Source organism: Dokdonella koreensis DS-123 (assembly GCF_001632775.1).
Taxonomy (GTDB): Bacteria; Pseudomonadota; Gammaproteobacteria; order Xanthomonadales; family Rhodanobacteraceae; genus Dokdonella; species Dokdonella koreensis.
Genome location: NZ_CP015249.1, coordinates 2,773,874 through 2,792,916, shown reverse-complemented (window position 1 = coordinate 2,792,916; position 19,043 = coordinate 2,773,874). Strand labels below are relative to the sequence as shown.

The window sequence follows — 19,043 nt, the reverse complement described above, 5'->3', positions numbered from 1 at the left end:
GGTCCGGCGCAGCGGCCGGTGAAGGCCGCTGCCCGGGTGTGGCGAGGTCGCGTGGACCCGGCCGGCGTCAGGGGCTGCAGTCGAGCGTGACGTCGTCGATGAAGTAGTTCGCGTCCTGGCCGCCGCCGCTGTGGGTGTAGCTGACCTTGACCAGGTGCGGCTGGCCGTCGGCATAGGTGGACAGGTCGATGCTCTGCTCGGTCCAGCCGGAGGTGCCGAGGGTGACGAGGTTCTCGGTGCGGACCACGGTGCCGTCGACGGTGAAGGTGACGACGTTGCTGTTGGTGCCGGTGCGGTCGATCCGCCGCCAGTACTTGAGCGTGGCCGCGCCGCTGGCCGGGATCGTCACGGTCTGCGAGAACTCGTGGGTCTCGGTGGTCACGGTGCCGTAGCCGCCGAACCAGGCGGTCCACGAGCCTGCGTGCACGGTGGCGCCGCCGAGCGGGCTCCAGAACGTGGAGTCGCCCTGCGTCGTGCTGGAGGCCCAGAACGGGTTGTCGCCGCCGTCGTCCTCGGTGGCCTCGAAGCCGGGGTCCTGCAGCAACTGGGCCGGGCAGGCGCCGGTCTCCTCGGTCACCGTCAGGGTGGCGGTCGCCGGTGCCGCGTTGGCGCCGAGGTCGGTCTGCAGCGCGCCGGCGGCGAGCGTGTTCTCGTAGCTGCCGGCCACGGCGGACTGGACGTTCACGACGACGGTGCAGGACGCGCCCGCCGGGATCGTCGCACCGCTGCCCAGGCTGACCGAGCCGGTGCCGGCGACGGCACCCAGCGTACCGCCGCAGGTCGTCGAGGCGGCCGGCGGGGTGGCTACGACCAGGCCGGTCGGGAACGTATCGGTCAGCGCCGCGGTCAGCGTCGCCGCGGTCGCATTGGCGTTGGCCAGCGTGATCGTCAGCGTGCTGGCGGCGCCGGTCGCGACGGTATCGGGCGAGAACGCCTTGGCCAGCGTCGGCGGCACCGTACCGCCCTCGCCGTCGAAGCCGTCGGCGAACAGGTCGTCGCTGCCACCGGCGATCGTGAAGTTGCCCGGCGAGATGTTGAAGAAGATGTTGTTCGCGCAGCGCACCTTGACGCGGGCCTGGGCGGTCATCTCGTTCGGTACCGGCACCGTGGCGCTGCCGCTGTTCGGCACGTTGAGCGCGAGCGACACCGGATAGGTCAGGCCGCCGTCGCGGGACAGGTCGATGTCGACATTGGAGCAGGCCACCGGCGGTACGTCGGTGTTGGCGACGTTCCAGGTCACGCTGGCGGTGCCGGCGCCGTCGAGGTAGTTCCAGGTGCTGCCGGCGGCCGGGCCTGCGACCGTGAACGGTCCGGCCGTGGCGACGACGGTGTGGACGACGTCGGCGCTGCCGGTGGTGCCGCCGCCGTTGGCGTTGTCGCGCGCGGTCAGGCGGAAGGTCAGCGTGCGGTTGGTGGTCGGCAGGATCTCGCCGCGCAGCGTCGTGCCGGCGACCAGCTGGTCCATGCGCGGAACGAAGCGGTGGGGCGACGTCGCCGGCAGCAGCGAGCGGATGATCGGGCCGGTGCCGGGATCGACGTTGAAGTTGTTGTTGACCGCGCCGCGGTCGTACTGCTCCCAGGTGTAGGTCGCGCCGGCGCCGGCGCCGCTGGCCGAGCCGGCCAGCTCGAACGGCGTGTTGGCCGGGATCGTGCGGGCGGCCTGGACGTTCACGACCGGCGGCGTATTCGGGTTCGGCACGCTGACCGCGCACGAGGAACCGACGCCGGCGCTGATGTAGTTGCCCATCTCGCGCAGGCTTTCGGCGTGGAAGTAGGCATCGGAGTTGGATTGCAGGTTCTGCGTGCCGCAGATGCCGGCATAGGCCTGGATCGTCGATCCGCTGCCCGGCTCGTAGGCGGCCGACGCCGCGCGGTTGCCGCCGCCGCAGCTGTTGGTGGTGGCGTTGAAGGTGTGGTTGCCGCCGAACTGGTGGCCCATCTCGTGGGCGACGTAGTCGATGTAGAAGACGTCGCCGAGCGGGCTGCCCAGGCCGGTGGTGCCGAGCGCCTTCTGGCCGTTGCGGCAGACCACGCCGAGGCCGGCGATGCCGCCGCTGCCGGTCGTGAACACGTGGCCGATGTCGTAGTTGGCGCTGCCGATCACGCTGTCCAGGTTGCTCTGGTTCTGGTCGATCGCCGCGCCGCTGTTGCTGTACGGGCCCGGGTTCTCGTTGGTGTAGATGATCGTGTCGTTGTTGGCGATCAGGGTCATGTGGACCGAGAAGTCGTTCTCGTAGACTTCGTTGACGCGGTTCATCGCGACGACCACGGCCGCCAGGCCGCCGGCCACGGTGCCGCCGCCGACGGCATTGGTGTACTGCCGGTTGGCCGCGACCGCGGCCCGGTAGGTGCGGCGGGCGATGCCGGTCTCGGTGGTGGGCTCCGGATCGATCAGGCTCTGGCCGGACGGATCGATCTCGGCATGCACGCCGCAGCTGAACATGCCTTCGGGCACGGCCAGCTCCTTGCGGTAGAAGCTCAGGTAGTCGCTGCCTTCGCCGGGCATGTCCGGTCGCACCACCCAGATGCCGTTGCCGCTGCTGCGCTCGAACACCATCGCGTTGACGCCGAGCGGCGAGATGTCGATACGCGCGCGGTTGCCGCGGCCGTCGACGCCGACGTAGCTGCGGATTTCCGGATAGCGGGCGGCCAGTTCGGGCGGCATCGTGCCCGAGTCGGCCAGCGTGAACTCGGTGAAGCCGCCGGTCGGGTGCGGCAGCGCCAGCGTGGCACCGGGGGCCGCCAGCGCGGCCCGGATGCCCGCGACGTCCAGCTGCAGGGCGCGGTAGCTGGCGGGGCGGGGCGCTTGCGCGGCCAGCGGCCGGGCCTGGGCGTCGAGCCAGAAGGCGCGCGTGTCGGGCGCCGCGTGGACGCTGCCGGCGACGAGCCAAACGAGCGCCAGCAAGGCGAAGATCGCCTTCTTAGGTAGATCGAAATGCATGGATTTCCCCGTCGGAGATGGTCAAGAATGCCCGCATCGGCGATCGCCGTGCGGCATGGCTGGAAGTGCGATCCAGGCCCTCCCGGACTACGAAGGCTCTCATATACCCACCCGGACAGAAAGTACTTGGAGCCTGAACGAAGCGGCGGTTTTGTCCAAGCGCCCCGGAGTTGGCACAATCTGAAGTCCCCTCGCGGAACCCCCCGATGTCCTATCAAGCCCTCGCCCGCAAGTGGCGGCCGCGCCGCTTTTCCGAACTGGTCGGCCAGGAGCACGTCGTGCGCGCGCTCAGTCACGCGCTGGACGGCGGCCGCATCCATCACGCGTTCCTGTTCACCGGCACGCGCGGCGTCGGCAAGACGACGATCGCGCGCATCTTCGCCAAGTCGCTCAACTGCGAGCGCGGCCAGTCGGCCGACCCGTGCGGCGTGTGCGGCGTGTGCACCGAGGTGGACGCGGGCCGCTTCGTCGACCTGCTGGAGATCGACGCGGCCAGCAACACCGGCATCGACAACGTCCGCGAGCTGATCGACAACGCCCAGTATTCCCCGAGCCGCGGCCGCTACAAGGTGTACCTGATCGACGAGGTGCACATGCTGTCCAAGTCGGCGTTCAACGCGCTGCTCAAGACGCTCGAGGAGCCGCCGGGCCACGTGAAGTTCCTGCTGGCCACCACCGATCCGCAGAAGCTCCCGGTGACCGTGCTCTCGCGCTGCATCAAGTTCAATCTCAAGCGCCTGACGCCGGAGCAGATCGGCGGCCAGATACGGCACATCCTGTCGGCCGAGACGATCGAGGGCGACGCCGAGGCGGTCGAGGCGCTGGCGCGGGCGGCGGACGGTTCGCTGCGCGACGGCCTCTCGCTGCTCGACCAGGCGATCGCGCACGGCGGCGGCGTGGTCCACGCGGCCGATGTCCATGCCATGCTCGGCACGGTCGAGCGTGGCCGGGTGCGCCTGCTGCTGGAGGCGATCGCGGCCGGTGACGGCCCGGCCTTGCTCGCCGAGATCCGCCGCATCGCCGAGTTCGCGCCGGATTTCGCCCAGGTGCTCGACGAGCTGGCGTCGCTGCTGCACCGGATCCAGCTGCAGCAGCTGGTCGCGACCGTGGGCGAGGAGGACGCAGTCCTCGCCGCACTGGCGGCGCGACTCGACCCGCAGGACGTGCAGCTGTGGTACCAGATGGCGATCACCGGGCGCCGCGACCTGCCGTTGGCGCCGACGCCGCGCACCGGTTTCGAGATGAGCCTGCTGCGCATGCTGGCGTTCGCACCGGCGCCGGTGGGAAGTGGCGATGAGGCCGACGGGACGCCGCGCGCGACGCGCGCGGTGCCGCCGCCGGCCGCCGCCGCGGTCGCACCTTCGCCCGCGCCCGCGCCCGCCGCGCCGCGTCTGGCCGAACCGGCGTCGCCCGCATACGCCCCGCCGCCGGCCGTATCGGCGCCCGCTGCGCCGGCGCCGCCGGCCGAAACGCTTTCGTGGGATGCGCTGATCGAACGGGCGGGTCTGCGCGGTCCCCTGGGCCAGCTCGCGCAGCATTCGGTGCTGCTCGGCATCGAGGAGGGCCAGGTCCGGCTGGGCGTGCGGCCCGAGCACGAGCACCTGGCGGCCGGCCCCCTGGTCGAGGTGCTCGAGGCGCGCCTCGGCGAGGCGCTCGAGCGGAAGATCCGCGTGAAGTTCGAGCGCCAGGACGGCGACGCCGCCGAAAGCCCGGCGGCCCGGCGCGCCCGCATCGAGGCGGCACGGCTGCGCGACGCCGAGGACGCGCTGCGCAGCGATCCGCAGGTGCAGTCGTTGATCGAGCATTTCGACGGGCGTCTGGTGCAGAGTTCGATCCGCCCGTCCAGTCACTAGCAGGCTCTTGAGAAACGGCCTGCCGGCGCGATCCTGAGAAGGGATCACTCGCGGTTCGGCGGTGCAAGCCGTCGATCGGCGGAAGAGGTGGCGCGGCCTTGCCGCGACCGTGTGAGTCGGACGAGGGCAGGACAGCCCTTTCCCGTACTGGTCATCGATGTACGGCCTGGAGACGGCGCGCGGCCACGCCGCGTCCCCGCGCCCCGGCCCCCAACCGGACCCTTTTGGAGAAGAACGATGCGTGGACCCCTTGCCGGCCTGATGCAACAGGCCCAGCGCATGCAGGAAGAACTCAAGCGTGCGCAGGAAGAGCTGGCCGATCTCGAGGTCACCGGCCAGGCCGGCGGCGGCCTGGTGACCGTCGTCATGAGCGGGCGCCACGAGGTGCGCCGCGTCGCGATCGACCGCAAGACCTTCGCCGACGATGCGGAGATGGCCGAGGATCTGATCGCCGCCGCGTTCAACGATGCGGTCAACAAGGTCGCCGAGCTGACCCAGCAGCGCATGAGCGGCCTCGGTGCCGGCATGAACCTGCCGCCCGGCTTCAAGCTGCCGTTCTGATGTCGACCGGATCGCCCCTGCTGGCCGAGCTGATCGACGCGCTGCGCTGCCTGCCGGGCGTCGGCGCGAAGACCGCGCAGCGCATGGCGTTCCACCTGCTCGAGCGCGACCGCGCCGGCGCGCGGCGGCTGGCCGAGCGGCTCGGCACGGCGGTCGAGCGCATCGGCAACTGCACGCGCTGCCGGACCTTCAGCGAGGAGCCGGTGTGCGTGCTGTGCGCCAGCCCGACGCGCGAGAGCCAGCTGCTCTGCGTGGTGGAGACGCCGGTCGACCAGCTCGCGATCGAGCAGGCCACCGGCTATCGCGGCCGCTACTTCGTGCTGCTCGGCCGGCTGTCTCCGCTCGACGGCCTCGGGCCGCGCGAGCTCGGGCTGGACCTGCTGGCCGCGCGCCTGGGCGAAGGCGAGGTGCAGGAGCTGATCATCGCGACCAACCCGACCGTCGAGGGCGAGGCGACGGCGCACCTGGTGGCCCAGCTGGCCGCTGCCGCCGGCATCCGCGCGACGCGCCTGGCGCACGGGGTGCCGCTCGGGGGCGAGCTGGAGTTCATCGATCGCGGTACCCTGGCCCATGCCTTCGGCAGCCGTCAGCTGCTGGCCGACACCTGAGGACCTCATGAGCGAGACGCTTTTCAGCAAGATCATCCGGCGCGAGATCCCGGCCGACATCGTCTACGAGGATGCGGACGTCGTGGCTTTTCGCGACATCAATCCACAGGCGCCGCGGCATGTCCTGTTCGTGCCCCGGCGCCCGGTGGCGACCCTGAACGACCTCGGCGACGCCGATGCGACGCTGATCGGCCGCCTGGTGCTGGCCGCGACCGCCTATGCCAAGGCGGAAGGCTTCGCCGAGGCCGGCTATCGCTGCGTGATCAACTGCAATGGCGACGGCGGGCAGACCGTGTACCACCTGCACCTGCACCTGCTCGGCGGGCGGCCGATGCACTGGCCGCCGGGCTGATACGCGCCGGCAGGCGCTAACGCACGCGGGCTGCCATGCGGGAAGGCGGGGCCGGTCGTGGTACGAGGCGCCGGCCGCTCAGTCCGGCAACGGGATGTCGTGCTTGCGCAGCTTGCGGTAGAGCGTGTTGCGGCTGATGCCGAGCGCATCGGCGGTGTGGGTGATGTTCCAGCGCATGCGTTCGAGCTCGCGCAGCAGTGCCGCCCGCTCGGCCGAATCCAGTGGCGCGCGCGCCGCGGCGGCGTCGCCGCCCGGCACCGCCAGCATCGCCGGCTCGTGGCCGGAGGTCTCGTCGAGCAGCTCCTGCGGCAGGTTGGACGGGCGGATCACGCGCTCGTCGCACAGCGCGGCGGCGGTGCGCAGCACGTTGCGCAGCTGGCGGATATTGCCCGGCCAGCTGTACTCGAGCAGGACGCGCAGCGCGTCCGGCCGGATGCTGACCGGTTCCTGGTCGCGGCATTCCTCGGCCAGCAGCGACTGGATCAGCTCGGTCTTGTCCTCGCGGTCGCGCAGCAGCGGCAGGTAGAGCGTGGTGCCGTTGAGCCGGTAGTACAGGTCGCTGCGGAAATCGCCGCTGGTGCACATCTGGCGCACGTCGTGGTGGCTGGCGCTGATGACGTGCAGGTCTACCGGGATCGGGCTGTCGCCGCCGAGCGGGACGATCTCCTGCTCCTCGAGCACGCGCAGCAGGCGCGTCTGCAGCGGCAGCGGCATGTCGCCGATCTCGTCGAGGAACAGCGTGCCGCCGCTGGACTGCAGGATCTTGCCGGGCCGCCCTTCGCGGTTGGCGTCGGTGAACGCGCCGCGGGTGTAGCCGAACAGCTCGCTTTCGATCAGCGGCTCCGGGATCGCGCCGCAGTTGACGGCGACGAACGGCTTGTCGGCACGCAGCGAGGCCTTGTGCAGCGCCTTGGCGAACGCTTCCTTGCCGGTGCCGGTCGCGCCCTGCAGCAGGATCGACACACGGCGCGCGAACAGCTGCTGCGCGCAATGGAAGTTGTGCAGCATGCGCGAGTCGGTGCCGACCTGGCGGCCGGCCGGCTCGATGCGCGTGACCGCGGCGACCGGTGTCGTGATCGGCGCGGTGATCGGCGCGACCGTGCGCGCCGGCTGGTGCGGCGCGCTGACCTTGGCGAAATAGCGCCGCCCGTTCTCGGTGTCGCGGATCGACCAGATCGTGCCGGGCTCGGTCAGCGCGCGGTGCTGCATCGTTCCGTTGGAGAACTGGAATACCGATTCCACCGAGCGGCCGACCAGCGCGTTGCGGTGGCTGTGGCCGAGCTGCTCGAGCGCGCTGTCGTTGGCGGCCAGGATCAGGCCTTCGGCGTCGATCGCCAGCAGCGCCTCGTGCAGCAGGCCGACGAACTCCGGCCGGCCGTGGAAGCGCAGGATGTTGGCTTCCGGGAACTCGCGCAGGAACTGGCAGCGCGAGATCAGCCGGGCCGACATGTTGACCAGGGCCATCGTGTGGCGATGGATCAGCCGCGTGACGCCGCAGCTCGCCGAGGAGGTGTCCAGCACCGCCATGACCTCGCCGTGGGCGTTGAAGATCGGCGCGGCCGAGCAGCACAGGCCGATGTTGTAGCCCATGAAATGTTCTTCGCGGTGCACGGTGACCGGCGCGCGCTCGACCAGGCAGGTGCCCATGCCGTTGGTGCCTTCGTGGCGCTCGTCCCACAGCGCACCGTGCCAGAGTCCGGCATGGCGAAACTCGCGCTTGAGCGTCGGGTCGGTGATCGTGTTGAGGATCGCGCCTTCGGCGTCGGTCAGGATGACCGCGTAGCCGGAGCCGGCGATCTGGTCGTACAGGCTTTCCATCTCCGCGCGCGCGACGCCGAGCAGGTCGCCGAAGCTCTGCTGGCGCTCGCGCAGCTGATGGGCCTCGAGCACGACCGTCTCGCGCGAGCGGGTCGGCTCGATCCCGTACTGGGTGAGGCAGCGCTCCCACGAACTGCTGACGTGCGAGGCGATCTGGCTGGAGGGTTTGGCCTTGCCGTTGACCAGACTGAGGACGCGCGAGGCATGGCTCGCGGTGAGGGCGGAAACACCCATGACGTGGCTCCCGGATCAAGATCCGCCGCAGGTATCGCGCGGCTGCTACAGCGTGAAGGGTCGCCCTTTGGCATCCATTGTGCAAACCGCAGTGCAACAAAATCGACGATGGTCCAATCGGCCAGCTCGAACGCGCCGGGAGGCGATCGCGCCGGCATCGGCGGCCTTCGCGGCCGGGCCGAATGCGGCACCTGCGTTCCGCGGGGCCGGCCGGCCCCGCCGACCGGCGCCCGGCGTGTTCTTTTGCCAGCGGCCGCTGGCTCGGCGTAGCATCGCTTTGGTAAAAAGCCTTCCTCATGCCGGCATCCGATCCGGCGCCCCCGAGTGTCCAGGAGCCAATCCGATGGTCGATCGCAGCGCCGGTCCTACCGCGAGCACGCAGTGGGAGACGTTTTCGCGGCAGTACTGGGACGCCGTGCAGCAGTGGCAGCAGGCCTCGGCAGCAGGTGCGGCACCCGGGGCGGGGCCGCCCTGGCACGAGGGGCTGGCGCAGTGGGCGCGGTTGTTCGGCGATCCCGGCCAGCAGCCGGCCCTGGCCGAGCGGATGCTCGCCAGCGTCAAGGCCTATCTGGAACGCACCCAGGCCCTGTTCACCGCCGGCAACGGCGTCCAGGCCGAGGACATCGCGGCGCGCTTCAGCGAGGCCCTGCGATCCGGGGCGGCCTTCGCGCCCGGCCTCGGCATGCCGTCGGCCGACCACCCGCTGGCCGCCGCCCTGCGCCAGATCGGCGGCGAGGGCGCCAGGAGCCTGGAGCAGCTGGCGGCCGGCTTCGGGCCGATGCTTGGCACCCTCGCCGGTGAAGCACGCACGTGGCTGGACCAGCCGGCGTTCGGCTTCCTGCGCGAGCGCCAGGAACACCAGCAGCGCACGGCGCAGGCGCTGATCGACTACCAGGAGCAGACCGCGCGCTACAACGCGCTGATCCTCAAGGCCGGCCAGCGCGGCGCCTCGCTGTTCGAGAACAAGCTCGGCGAGCGCGGAGCGGCCGAGCGGCCGGTCGAGTCGCTGCGCGCCCTCTACGACCTGTGGGTGGACGCGGCCGAGGAAGGCTACGCCGAGGTCGCCGCCTCGGCCGAGTTCCGCGAGGTCTACGGCGCGCTCGTCAACGCGCAGATGAAGCTGCGCTCGCAACTGCAGCAGGACATCGAGCGCATGAGCGTGGAGCTGGGCATTCCCACCCGCAGCGAGGTCGACAGCCTCGGGCGGCGCCTGCACGAGCTGCGCCGCGAGGTCCGCTGTGCCGGCAGCGGCGGTGCGCTGGCGACCGAGGTCGCCGCCTTGCGCCGGGAAGTCGCCGCGCTCAAGGCGGCCGGCCGGCGCAGCGGCGCGGCCGAGCCTCCCAAGCCGACCGCAAAGGCCGCCCGCGCTGCGCCACGTCCGGTCCGCCCGCGTGCCGCGAAGAAGGCCGCGCCGCCCAAGCCGCGGCGCCCGGCCCGCGCCGCCGGTGGCTTCGAGGCGCGCGTGGCACAGTTCGCGAAGACCGCCAAGACGCCGGCCGCCGGCAAGCGCAAGGCGAAGCCGGCCCGCTCATCCGACTAAGGAGTCCTCATGCAGCCGATCAAGATCGAACCGGCCAAGGCGCTCGACGAGGCCCTGACCCTGCAGCGCAAGCTCGCCGAAGGATTCCGGACGCTGCGCGAGGTCGACGACGTCGACTTCGGCGTCACCGAGAAAGAAGCCGTCTACCGCGAGGACAAGCTGGTCGTCTATCGCTTCAAGGGCGCGCGCGCGCCGACCGCCAAGACGCCGATCCTCATCGTCTACGCACTGGTCAACCGCCCCTACATGGTCGACCTGCAGGACGACCGCTCGCTGGTGCGCAACCTGCTGGCGCAGGGCGAGGACGTCTACCTGATCGACTGGGGCTATCCCGACCGGACCGATCGCTGGCTGACGCTGGACGACTACATCAACGGCTACATCGATCGCAGCGTCGACGCAGTCGCCGCGCACGCCGGTGTGGATCGCGTCAACCTGCTCGGCATCTGCCAGGGCGGCGCGTTCTCGCTGTGCTACACCGCGCTGCATCCGGAGAAGGTGCGCAACCTGATCACGATGGTCACGCCGGTCGATTTCCACACGCCGGACAACCTGCTTTCGCACTGGACGCGCAACCTCGACATCGACCTGTTCGTCGACACGCTGGGCAACGTGCCGGCCGACCTGATGAACTGGTGCTACCTGACGCTCAAGCCGGTGCGCCTGTTCCAGCAGAAGTACGTCGGCCTGGTGGACATCCTCGACGACAAGGTGGAGCTGGAGAATTTCCTGCGCATGGAGAAGTGGATCTTCGACTCGCCCGACCAGGCCGGCGAGGCCTTCCGCGAGTTCATCCGCGATTTCTTCCAGGGCAACAAGCTGATCCGCGGCGGCCTGACGATCGGCGGCCGGCCGGTCGACCTCAAGACGATCCGCCATCCGGTGCTCAACATCTTCGCCGAGCAGGACCACCTGGTGCCGCCGGCCGCCTCGCGCGCGCTGGAAGGGGCGGTGGGCAGCGACGACTACACGCAGCTCGCGTTCAAGGGCGGCCATATCGGCATCTACGTCTCGGGCCGCGCGCAGCGCGAGGTGCCGCCGACCATCCACGACTGGCTGGCCGCGCGCGCCTGACCTGAGGGCACGCCGGGCGGTCCGCCCGGCGTGCCGTGGCACAATCGGCTGATGCGCATCTATCTGGTCGGCGGCGCCGTCCGCGACAAGCTGCTCGGCCGCCCGGTCGCCGATCGCGACCACGTCGTCGTCGGCGCCACGCCGGACGACCTGCTCGGCCTCGGCTACAAGCCGGTCGGCAAGGACTTCCCGGTGTTCCTGCATCCGCGCAGCGGCGAGGAATACGCGCTGGCACGCACCGAGCGCAAGACCGGCCGCGGCTATCACGGCTTCGCGTTCGACGCCGACCCGTCGGTCACGCTGGAAGAGGACCTGGCACGCCGCGATCTGACGATCAATGCGATCGCCGAGGACGCCGACGGGCGCCTGGTCGATCCGTTCGGCGGCGTGCGCGACATCGAGGCGCGGGTGCTGCGGCACGTCTCGCCGGCGTTCGCCGAGGACCCGGTGCGGATCCTGCGCGTCGCCCGCTTCCTGGCGCGCTACCAGCCACTCGGTTTCCGCGTCGCCGAGCAGACGCTGGCGCTGATGCGCGGCATGGTCGCCGACGGCGAGGCCGACCACCTGGTACCCGAGCGGGTCTGGGCCGAGACGCGCAAGGCACTGGCCGAGCCACGGCCGTCGGCGTTCCTGGCGACCTTGCGCGCCTGCGGTGCGCTGCGCGTGCTGTTTCCGGAAATCGACGCGCTCTACGGCGTGCCGCAGCGGCCGGAGTTCCATCCGGAGGTCGATACCGGCGTCCATACCGAGCTGGTCGTGGACATGGCGGCCCGGCTGGCGCCCGGCGACGACCTGGTCGGCTGGTGCGCGCTGGTGCACGACCTCGGCAAGGCCCTGACGCCGGCCGCCGAACTGCCGCGCCACGTCATGCACGAGGAGCGCGGGGTCGCGCCGATCCAGGTGCTGTCGGCGCGCCTGCGCGTACCGGCCGAGCACGCCGCGATGGCGGTGCTGTGCAGCCGCCTGCATCTGAACGTGCATCGCGCGCTGGAACTGAAACCGGCCACCGTCGTGAAGCTGTTCGAGCAGATCGACGGCTTCCGCAAGCCGCGCCGCCTCGACGTGCTGCTGGCCGCCTGCGAGGCGGACAAGCGCGGGCGGCTCGGCTTCGAGGACGCGGCCTATCCGCAGGCCGACTATCTGCGCGCCGCCTATGCGGCGGCGGCGGCGGTGACGGCAGCGGCTTTCGTCGCCGACGGCCTGGCCGGCCCGGCGATCGCCGAGGCGATGCGCGCGGCGCGCGCGCGCGCCGTGGCCGCGGTACCGACGCCGGCCTGACGCGGTTCTAGCGCTCGCCCGATGCCGGCTGCGGGTCGCGGTCGGTGGTCCGGAACAGGCCCAGCCGGTAGGACAGCTCGCCGGCGAACTCGTGCAGTGCCGCCTCGGACTTGGCCGCCGCCGATGCGATCGGCAGGAAGTAGCCCGGCCCGGCCGGCCCGGCGTAGATGCCGGGCGCCGGTGCGGCACAGGGATCGAAGCCGGCGGCGCGGAACGCGTACAGCGCGCGCGGCATGTGCAGGGCCGAGGTCACCAGCCAGACGCGCCGCGGCAGCGGCGGCTGCAGCGCGGCGACCGCCTGCGCGTTGTGCCAGGTGGTGCGCGAGGCGGTCTCGCTGCGCAGCGCGGCAGCCGGCACGCCGAGCGCTTCGGCCAGGCGCGCCATCGTCGTGCTTTCGGCGATCGCGTAGCGGCTGGCGCCGCTGGCGATCCATTGGGCGTCCGGATAGCGGCGATGGAGCGCCACCGCCGCGAACACGCGGCGCAGGCTGTCGACGTTGAGCGCGGCGTAGTCCTCGGCCGAGCGTGGTTCGCGCGCCATGCCGCCGCCGAGCACGACGATCGCCTCCGGCGTCGGCGCCGGGCAGGCGTCGGCCGCCGGGGCGCGGGCCTCCTGCAGGCGCACCAGCAGGTTCGCCCCGAACGGCGTCGTCAGCCAGGCCAGCACCAGGCCGATCACCAGTGCCGTGCGGCGGCTCCAGCGCGGCAGCCAGCGCCATGCCAGCAGCACGGCCAGGCCGAGCAGGACGCCCAGGCGCAGCGGCGACAGCCAGGCGCTGATCATCGGCCGCCGGCGCTCACAGCGAGCCGCTCTGGTCGATGTCGGTCATCGGTGGCAGCGCCGCCGGATCGATGCCGCGCGCGAACAGCATCGCGCGGAAGCGCTCGCCCATCTCGTCGGGCAGGGTCAGGCGCTTGACCTGCTGGCCGAGGCGGTAGAGCGCGGTGGCGTCGGCCCCCTCGGCCGCGCGGCCATGGTGCCCGGCCAGGCCGTTGGCGATCAGGAACCGCGCCTGCCCGGCATAGCCGGCCAGGCCGAAGCCGGCGCTGTTGCCGGCCTCGGCCAGGGCGGTGAAGTCGACGAAGGCGGTCAGGTCCTGCAGGCCCGGCAGGAAGAACGGGTCGGCATGGGCGCGATGGCGGTAATGGGCGATCAGCGTGCCGTCGCGGCGCTCGGGGCGGTAGAACTCGGCACGCGGATAGCCGTAGTCGACGAACAGCGCGACGCCGCTGCGCAGGCTGCCGAGCACGGCCTGCATCCAGTACGGCAGCTGCGGCAGCAGCTCGGAGCGGTAGCCGTCCTCGATCGGCCGGCCGAGATCGCGCTCGACGTGACGCACCGCGCCGGCGACCAGGAGATCGGCCGGCCGGTCGACGATCCTCAGCGCTTGGCCGTCCAGCGCGACGTGTTCCTCGTAGACCTCGCCGCCGCGCAGCGTGAAGCGCGTCGTCGGCAGCGCGTCGATAACCTCGTTCGCGAACAGGACGCCGCGCCAGTCGGCTTCCGGTGGCCGGTCGATCCAGCGCACCCGAGCCGCCAGGTCGGCACCGAGGGCGGCGCGCAGCCGCGTCTGCTGGCGCTCGCGCAGGTCCGCGCTCGGCTCCAGGATCGCGTAGCTGCGCGGCAGTGCGTCGCGTTCGGCGAGGGCGAGCAGCGCGACTTCGGCGAACGCGCCGCTGCCGCCGCCGAGCTCGACGAAGTCGGCGTCCGGCCCCAGCGTGCGCAGCACCGGCGCCAGCGCTTCGGCGATGCACTGCGCGAACAGGTGGCCCAGTTCCGGCGCCGTCACGAAGTCGCCGTCGCGCCCGAACTTCGTGCGGCCGGCGCTGTAGTAGCCCAGGCCCGGTGCGTACAGGCAGCGCTCCATGTAGCGCGAGAACGGGATCGGTCCGGTGCGTGCGATCTCGGCGTGGATCGCCGCCTGCAGGCGCCGGGAGTGATCCAGTTCGTCGGCGCCGGGGGCGGGCAGGGCGGTGTTCACGGCGTCGCGCGGGGTTCTCGAGGGAGCGACCGCCAGCATAGCGCAGCGTCGCGCCGGTAGCGTCAGCGCGGTGGCGCGGGGCCGATCGTGCGGTACTGGCCCGGTGGCAGGTACAGCGGCAGCAGGACCTCCTCGTCGATGCGCAGCCACTGGCCGAGCAGGCGCGCCACGTGCACGAGGTCCGGCGCGAGGCGGCGGCGCCGGTCGCGTCCCCACGGCGCGGTCAGGTAGGTGGCCAGGATCGCCTCGATGCCGCCCAGGCAGCGCTGGGCGTCGGCATGGACCGCCTCGAACATCGTGCGCGCGGCCGGCGTGCCGTGCAGCGCCCAGGCCAGGTACGGATAGAACTGCACGTTGCGGGCGAGGCCGATGCCGCGGAACGCGCCGGCGAACGCGAGCAGGCCGGCGACCAGCGCATCCTCGTCGCGCCGGCCGAGCGCCGTCAGCACGCCGCGCATCGCGGTGCGCAAGCGGTGTCCCTCGGCCGGCACCTGGGCGACCAGCAGCGGCCGGTAGCGGATCGGGGCCGGGCCGCCGTCGATCGGGTGTGCGCCGCTCGCGGCAGCGAGCCGCGCCGGCCGCTGCGAGCGCAGCCGGTTGCGTAGGTCGTCGAACACGTCTCCTCCCGCTCGCCGCGCTTCGGGGGGCGCGGCGGTCCGCGCGGCGAGATCGCCGCGCGGGGCAACGCTACGGCATTTCGGCGGTCACGGGAACCGCCGTGCCACCGGTGCCGTGCCTCAGGCCTTGACGCGGAACGCGTCGGTGATCAGGGCGCGGTCGAAACCGGCACCGCCGTCGCCGGTCGCGGCATAGCGGTACAGTGCGGCAGCATAGACCCCCTGCAGGGCCGCCTGCAGCAGGCCGAGCAGCAGGATCGCGACGACGGTCAGCGCGATCGGGATCAGCACCAGGCGGCCGCCGCCGTTCGTCGCCAGCAGCACCGTGGCGCCGCCACCGACCAGGGCAATCGCGACCACCGCCACGCCGAACACCAGCCCGATGCCGAGGTTGCCGGCCAGGTTCTCGCCCCAGGTGGTGCGCAGCAGCTCGGCGCTGCGCCGGACCGCATCGACCGGCCCGATCTTCTCGTTGACGAGGATCGGAACGACCAGGAATGAGGCGACGGTCCAGGCGACGCCGATCAGCGCGACGACCCAGCGGCCGATGAAACCGGCACGTTCCTGCAGCGCGCGCAGCAGCATGCCGACGGTGGCGGCGATCACGGCGTAGCCGATGATGGCCGGCAGCCGCTGGTTGGCGATGCGGAAGCCGTCCGCCAGTGTGGGATCGCGTCCGGCCAGCCGCATCGACGCGGCGCCGACCAGGGCCGAGTTGAAGTAGAAGATCATCGTGTACTGGACGACGTAGAACGCGAACGTCAGCAGCCAGAACACGGGCGACACGTCGCCGTTGCGGACACCGGTGAACATGCCGGCGAAGGCCGCGGGAACGACGAAGCTGGCCGCCACGACCAGGGTGCCGAGTGCCGACATCAGCGGAAACAGCAGCAGCTCCTTGTCCGAGCGCAGCACCGCGGCGCTCGCCTTGACCAGGTCCCAGCTGCGTGCGAAACGTCCAGCCATGAACAATGCCCCTTCGCGCCTGCGGCCAGGCCACCGGTCCGCGCTGCGTGGAACGCGTGGCGCCACCGGGGCCTGCCGGTCGACGCGGTGCCATTCTAGGGCGTGCTCGTGGCGCGCGTCATGGGCCTGAAGCTGGGTGCCGGTGCTGCGGCCGGCGGTGCGCCGGCGCGCAGTGCAACGTGAGCCCGCAGGGGCTGCAGCGCATAATGGCGCGGGTTTGCACGAGGAGTAGCGATGACGGCGACCGGTCCGAAGCGGCGCGTGGTGCTGGTCACGGGCGCGGCCCGGCGCATCGGCGCGGCGATCGCGCGGAGCCTGCACGCGGCGGGTTGCGACATCGTGCTGCACTACCGTGGGTCGCGGTCCGAGGCCGAGGCGCTGGCGCGGGAGCTGGACGCGGTACGCGCGGGCTCGACGCTGTGCGTGGCGGCCGACCTGGCCGACGCCGCGGCGCTGCCGGGGCTGGTGGACGCCGCGCGGGCGCGGTTCGGCCGGCTCGACGGCTTGGTCAACAATGCCTCGGCGTTTCACGCCACGCCGTTCGGCGCGGTGACGCCGGACCACTGGCAGGCCTTGTTCGCCGCCAACGCGCAAGCGCCGCTGCTGCTGGCGCAGGCGGCGGCCCCCTTCTTGCGCAGCGCCGGTGGCGCGATCGTCAACCTGGCCGACATCTACGCCGACCGGCCCAAGGCCGACAGCCTGGTCTACTCGGCGGCCAAGGCGGCGCTCGTCAGCCTGACGCGCAGTCTCGCGATCGCGCTGGCCCCCGAGGTGCGGGTCAACGCGGTGGCGCCCGGCGCGATCCTCTGGCCCGAGCAGACGGCCGATGCCGACGCAGCCGCCGAGCGCGCGGCGATGCTGGCGCGCACGCCGCTCGGCCGCACCGGGCAGGCGGCCGAGGTCGCCGAGGCGGTGCGCTGGCTGCTGCTCGACGCCGGTTACGTCACCGGCCAGGTCCTGGCGGTGGACGGTGGCCGCTCGGTCGTCGACTGATCGGCCGATCGAGGTCCGGGCCGGTCAACCGCCGGCAGCGGGTTCCGCGGCGAGCGCGTCGCAGTCGAGCCGGACCGGCGTCAACGGCGTGGCGTCCTCGCAGCGGCGCCACAGCTCACGCAGCTCGACGCCGAGCACCGGGTGGCGCAGTGCCGGAACGAGATCGGCCATCGGGCGCAGCACGAAGGCCTGGTCGGCCAGCTCCGGTCGCGGCAGCGGCGGCGTCGATGCGATGGCGTCCGCGTACAGCAGCAGGTCCAGGTCGATCGTCCGGCTCGAATAGCGCGGACCGTCGCGGCGGCGGCCCTGGCGGGCCTCCTGTTCGCGCAGCCAGGCGTCCAGCCGGGACGCGTCGAGGTCGCTGTCGATCGCGGCGGCGGCGTTGAGGAAGTCGGCGCCGTCGAAGCCGACCGCCGGGCTGCGATAGACCGGCGAGAGCGCGACGGGGCCGAAGCGGCGGCGCAGCGCATCAATCGCGAGGCACAGGTTGCGCGCAGGGTCGATGTTGCTGCCGAGGCTCAGGTAGGCGCGCACCATGCCGGTCAGCCGCCCGGCCGGGTGCCGCGCTCGATGCACACGCCGACGGCGCGCGCACCGCGGACGGCGCCGGGCTTGGCGAGCTTCAGCCGCAGCCAGGCGATGCCGAACTCCTCGCGCAGGATCGCCGCGCAGCGCTCGGCCAGCGTTTCGACGAGCTGGAACTCGGCGGCCTCGACGTAGGCGATCAGGCGCTTGGAGACCGCCTTGTAGTCGAGCGTGTCGGCGATGGCGTCGGTCGCGGCCGGCCGGGTGTTGTCGAACGCCATCTCGATGTCGAGCGCCACGGTCTGGCGGATGCGCCGCTCCCAGTCGTAGATGCCGATGACGGTGTCGATGCGCAGGTCTTCGATGAATACGGTATCCATGGCGCGCAGGATGGCCGAAGCGGCAGTCCGCTTCAACGTGCGCACGCCGCCGGCGCGGCGGCGCGGCGATGGCGGCGCCTTGCCGGTTCGCCGCGCCGGGCTCCCGGCACGGCCCGCGGCTAGAATGGGTACGGACTTCCGGACGGTGGCAGGCGTCGATGACCTATTGCGTGGGGATCGCGGTCGACCAGGGACTGGTGTTCGCGTCGGACACGCGGACCAGTGCCGCGTTCGACGACGTGCGCGTGCACGGCAAGATGCACGTGTTCGAGTACCCGGGCGAGCGCGTGCTGGTGCTGATGACGGCCGGCAACCTCGCCACGACCCAGGCCACCGTGGCGCGCCTGCGCCGCGACATCGAGGACGCCGCACCCGTCAACCTGCGCACGGTGGCGCGCATCGCCGATGCCGCCGAGTACGTCGGCCAGGCACTGGTGGCCGCGCAGGCGCACGTGGCGGCCCAGGCCGAACAGAATCGCGTCAGCGTCGAGGCCACGCTGATCCTCGGCGGGCAGGTGGCCGGCGAGGCGCCGGCGCTGTACCTGGTCTACCCGCTCGGCAACTGCATCGCCGCCTCGCCGGAGACGCCGTACCTGCAGATCGGCGAGTCCAAGTACGGCAAGCCGATCCTCGACCGCATCGTGCGGCCGGCCACGCGGCTCGAGGACGCCGCCCGCTGCGCGCTGGTCTCGATCGACTCGACGATCCGCTCGAACGTCTCGGTCGGCCTGCCGATCGACCTGGCGTTGCTGCGTGTCGATGCCTTGCGCCTGATGACGCAGATGCGCCTGGACGGCGATACGCCGCTCTACGCCGAGATCCGTGACAGCTGGTCGCGCAAGCTCGAAAGCGCGGTACGCAGCCTGCCGCCGTTCCCGTGGGAGGCCGCGCCGGCACCGCCGCAGGAGGCGTTGGCACCCCTGCAGCAGGCGGCAGCGATCGACGATCCGCCGGCGATGGCGGCGCAGGCCCAGCAGGCGCTGCCGCGGTCGCCCTGAAGGCGATCGGGCGGTGGCTGCTCAGCCGGCGATCGCGACCCGCCATGTCGCGTCATGGCCGCCGGCGACGTCGCCGGCAATCGTGATCGGCCGCTGCTCGATGCCGTCGGCGAAGACGTTGCCCTGCGAGAAGTCGATGGTCGGGTTCTGGCGGTGCGCCACGGACAGCGGCGAGGCGGATACCGCCTGCGCGACCGTGCGCGGGACGGCCCGCTGCGCGGTGGTCGCCAGCGTGCCGCCGTCGTCGAGGCAGACCTGGAAATGGATGTGCATGATGCGGCCGCCGTACCTGACCGGGTACACCGTCAGGAAGCTCATGATGC

At 71.9% G+C, this 19,043-nt stretch carries 18 protein-coding genes; 9 read left to right on the top strand and 9 right to left on the bottom strand.

Annotated features, from left to right (window positions below; all coding sequences use genetic code 11):
• Positions 1–67 precede the first annotated feature (67 nt).
• A complete protein-coding gene (locus tag I596_RS19200; RefSeq protein ID WP_067647864.1) occupies positions 68–2,941 on the bottom strand; it encodes a DUF7933 domain-containing protein in 2,874 nt (957 codons plus the stop codon).
• A gap of 206 nt (positions 2,942–3,147) precedes the next feature.
• Between I596_RS19200 and dnaX the strand changes: the two genes are divergently transcribed.
• The 4 genes from dnaX to I596_RS11325 all read left to right on the top strand — a co-directional run bounded on the left by dnaX (position 3,148) and on the right by I596_RS11325 (position 6,315).
• The gene (dnaX, locus tag I596_RS11340; RefSeq protein WP_067647862.1) at positions 3,148–4,794 is read left to right on the top strand and encodes a DNA polymerase III subunit gamma/tau; all 1,647 of its coding nucleotides are present in this window, start codon (positions 3,148–3,150) and stop codon (positions 4,792–4,794) included.
• 237 nt (positions 4,795–5,031) lie between these two features.
• A complete protein-coding gene (locus I596_RS11335; RefSeq protein ID WP_067647859.1) occupies positions 5,032–5,355 on the top strand; it encodes a YbaB/EbfC family nucleoid-associated protein in 324 nt (107 codons plus the stop codon).
• Complete coding sequence (gene recR / locus I596_RS11330) at positions 5,355–5,963, top strand: recombination mediator RecR (protein ID WP_067647856.1); 609 nt, start codon at positions 5,355–5,357, stop codon at positions 5,961–5,963. Before I596_RS11335 ends, recR begins: the two co-directional genes overlap by 1 nt.
• A gap of 7 nt (positions 5,964–5,970) precedes the next feature.
• Positions 5,971–6,315, top strand: a complete 345-nt coding sequence (locus tag I596_RS11325; RefSeq protein WP_067647853.1) for a histidine triad nucleotide-binding protein — start codon at positions 5,971–5,973, stop codon at positions 6,313–6,315.
• A 78-nt stretch (positions 6,316–6,393) separates the two neighbouring features.
• On the opposite strand, the gene I596_RS11320 is transcribed toward I596_RS11325, so the two are convergent.
• On the bottom strand, positions 6,394–8,367 hold the full coding sequence (locus tag I596_RS11320; protein WP_083965530.1) for a sigma-54-dependent Fis family transcriptional regulator: 1,974 nt from the start codon (positions 8,365–8,367) through the stop codon (positions 6,394–6,396).
• Between the two features lie 343 nt (positions 8,368–8,710).
• On the opposite strand from I596_RS11320, the gene phaE reads away from it, so the two are divergent.
• Genes phaE through I596_RS11305 form a run of 3 tightly spaced genes read left to right on the top strand, consistent with a single transcriptional unit; the run spans position 8,711 to position 12,259 of the window.
• Positions 8,711–9,907 (top strand): class III poly(R)-hydroxyalkanoic acid synthase subunit PhaE, encoded by a 1,197-nt coding sequence (phaE, locus tag I596_RS11315; protein WP_067647850.1) that lies wholly within the window; start codon positions 8,711–8,713, stop codon positions 9,905–9,907.
• A 9-nt stretch (positions 9,908–9,916) separates the two neighbouring features.
• On the top strand, positions 9,917–10,981 hold the full coding sequence (locus tag I596_RS11310; protein ID WP_067647847.1) for a class III poly(R)-hydroxyalkanoic acid synthase subunit PhaC: 1,065 nt from the start codon (positions 9,917–9,919) through the stop codon (positions 10,979–10,981).
• Between the two features lie 51 nt (positions 10,982–11,032).
• Entirely contained in the window at positions 11,033–12,259 is a 1,227-nt protein-coding gene (locus tag I596_RS11305) for a multifunctional CCA addition/repair protein (RefSeq protein WP_067647844.1), read from the top strand.
• Between the two features lie 7 nt (positions 12,260–12,266).
• Here the strand turns inward: I596_RS11305 and I596_RS11300 are convergent, their stop codons facing one another.
• The 4 genes from I596_RS11300 to I596_RS11285 form a co-directional block, all read right to left on the bottom strand.
• Positions 12,267–13,043, bottom strand: coding sequence for a YdcF family protein (locus I596_RS11300; RefSeq protein ID WP_067647841.1), 777 nt, complete (start codon positions 13,041–13,043; stop codon positions 12,267–12,269).
• 13 nt (positions 13,044–13,056) lie between these two features.
• Entirely contained in the window at positions 13,057–14,280 is a 1,224-nt protein-coding gene (locus I596_RS11295; RefSeq protein ID WP_190278900.1) for a class I SAM-dependent methyltransferase, read from the bottom strand.
• 23 nt (positions 14,281–14,303) lie between these two features.
• Positions 14,304–14,858 carry a hypothetical protein gene (locus I596_RS11290; protein ID WP_067647835.1) on the bottom strand — a complete coding sequence of 185 codons (555 nt, stop codon included), beginning with the start codon at positions 14,856–14,858 and terminating at the stop codon, positions 14,304–14,306.
• 120 nt (positions 14,859–14,978) lie between these two features.
• Positions 14,979–15,824 carry a DUF6159 family protein gene (locus I596_RS11285; RefSeq protein ID WP_067647833.1) on the bottom strand — a complete coding sequence of 282 codons (846 nt, stop codon included), beginning with the start codon at positions 15,822–15,824 and terminating at the stop codon, positions 14,979–14,981.
• A 234-nt stretch (positions 15,825–16,058) separates the two neighbouring features.
• Here I596_RS11285 and I596_RS11280 point away from each other — a divergent pair, with 234 nt between their 5' ends.
• Entirely contained in the window at positions 16,059–16,817 is a 759-nt protein-coding gene (locus I596_RS11280; protein ID WP_067647830.1) for a pteridine reductase, read from the top strand.
• Positions 16,818–16,841: 24 nt separating this feature from the next.
• Here the strand turns inward: I596_RS11280 and folK are convergent, their stop codons facing one another.
• Positions 16,842–17,354, bottom strand: coding sequence for a 2-amino-4-hydroxy-6-hydroxymethyldihydropteridine diphosphokinase (folK, locus tag I596_RS11275; protein WP_067647827.1), 513 nt, complete (start codon positions 17,352–17,354; stop codon positions 16,842–16,844).
• A gap of 5 nt (positions 17,355–17,359) precedes the next feature.
• On the bottom strand, positions 17,360–17,722 hold the full coding sequence (gene folB / locus I596_RS11270; RefSeq protein WP_067647824.1) for a dihydroneopterin aldolase: 363 nt from the start codon (positions 17,720–17,722) through the stop codon (positions 17,360–17,362).
• Positions 17,723–17,880: 158 nt separating this feature from the next.
• Here folB and I596_RS11265 point away from each other — a divergent pair, with 158 nt between their 5' ends.
• Positions 17,881–18,720 carry a proteasome-type protease gene (locus I596_RS11265; protein ID WP_067647821.1) on the top strand — a complete coding sequence of 280 codons (840 nt, stop codon included), beginning with the start codon at positions 17,881–17,883 and terminating at the stop codon, positions 18,718–18,720.
• Positions 18,721–18,741: 21 nt separating this feature from the next.
• On the opposite strand, the gene I596_RS11260 is transcribed toward I596_RS11265, so the two are convergent.
• Positions 18,742–19,038, bottom strand: a complete 297-nt coding sequence (locus I596_RS11260) for a peptidase associated/transthyretin-like domain-containing protein (protein ID WP_067647819.1) — start codon at positions 19,036–19,038, stop codon at positions 18,742–18,744.
• Between the last annotated feature and the right edge of the window lie 5 nt (positions 19,039–19,043).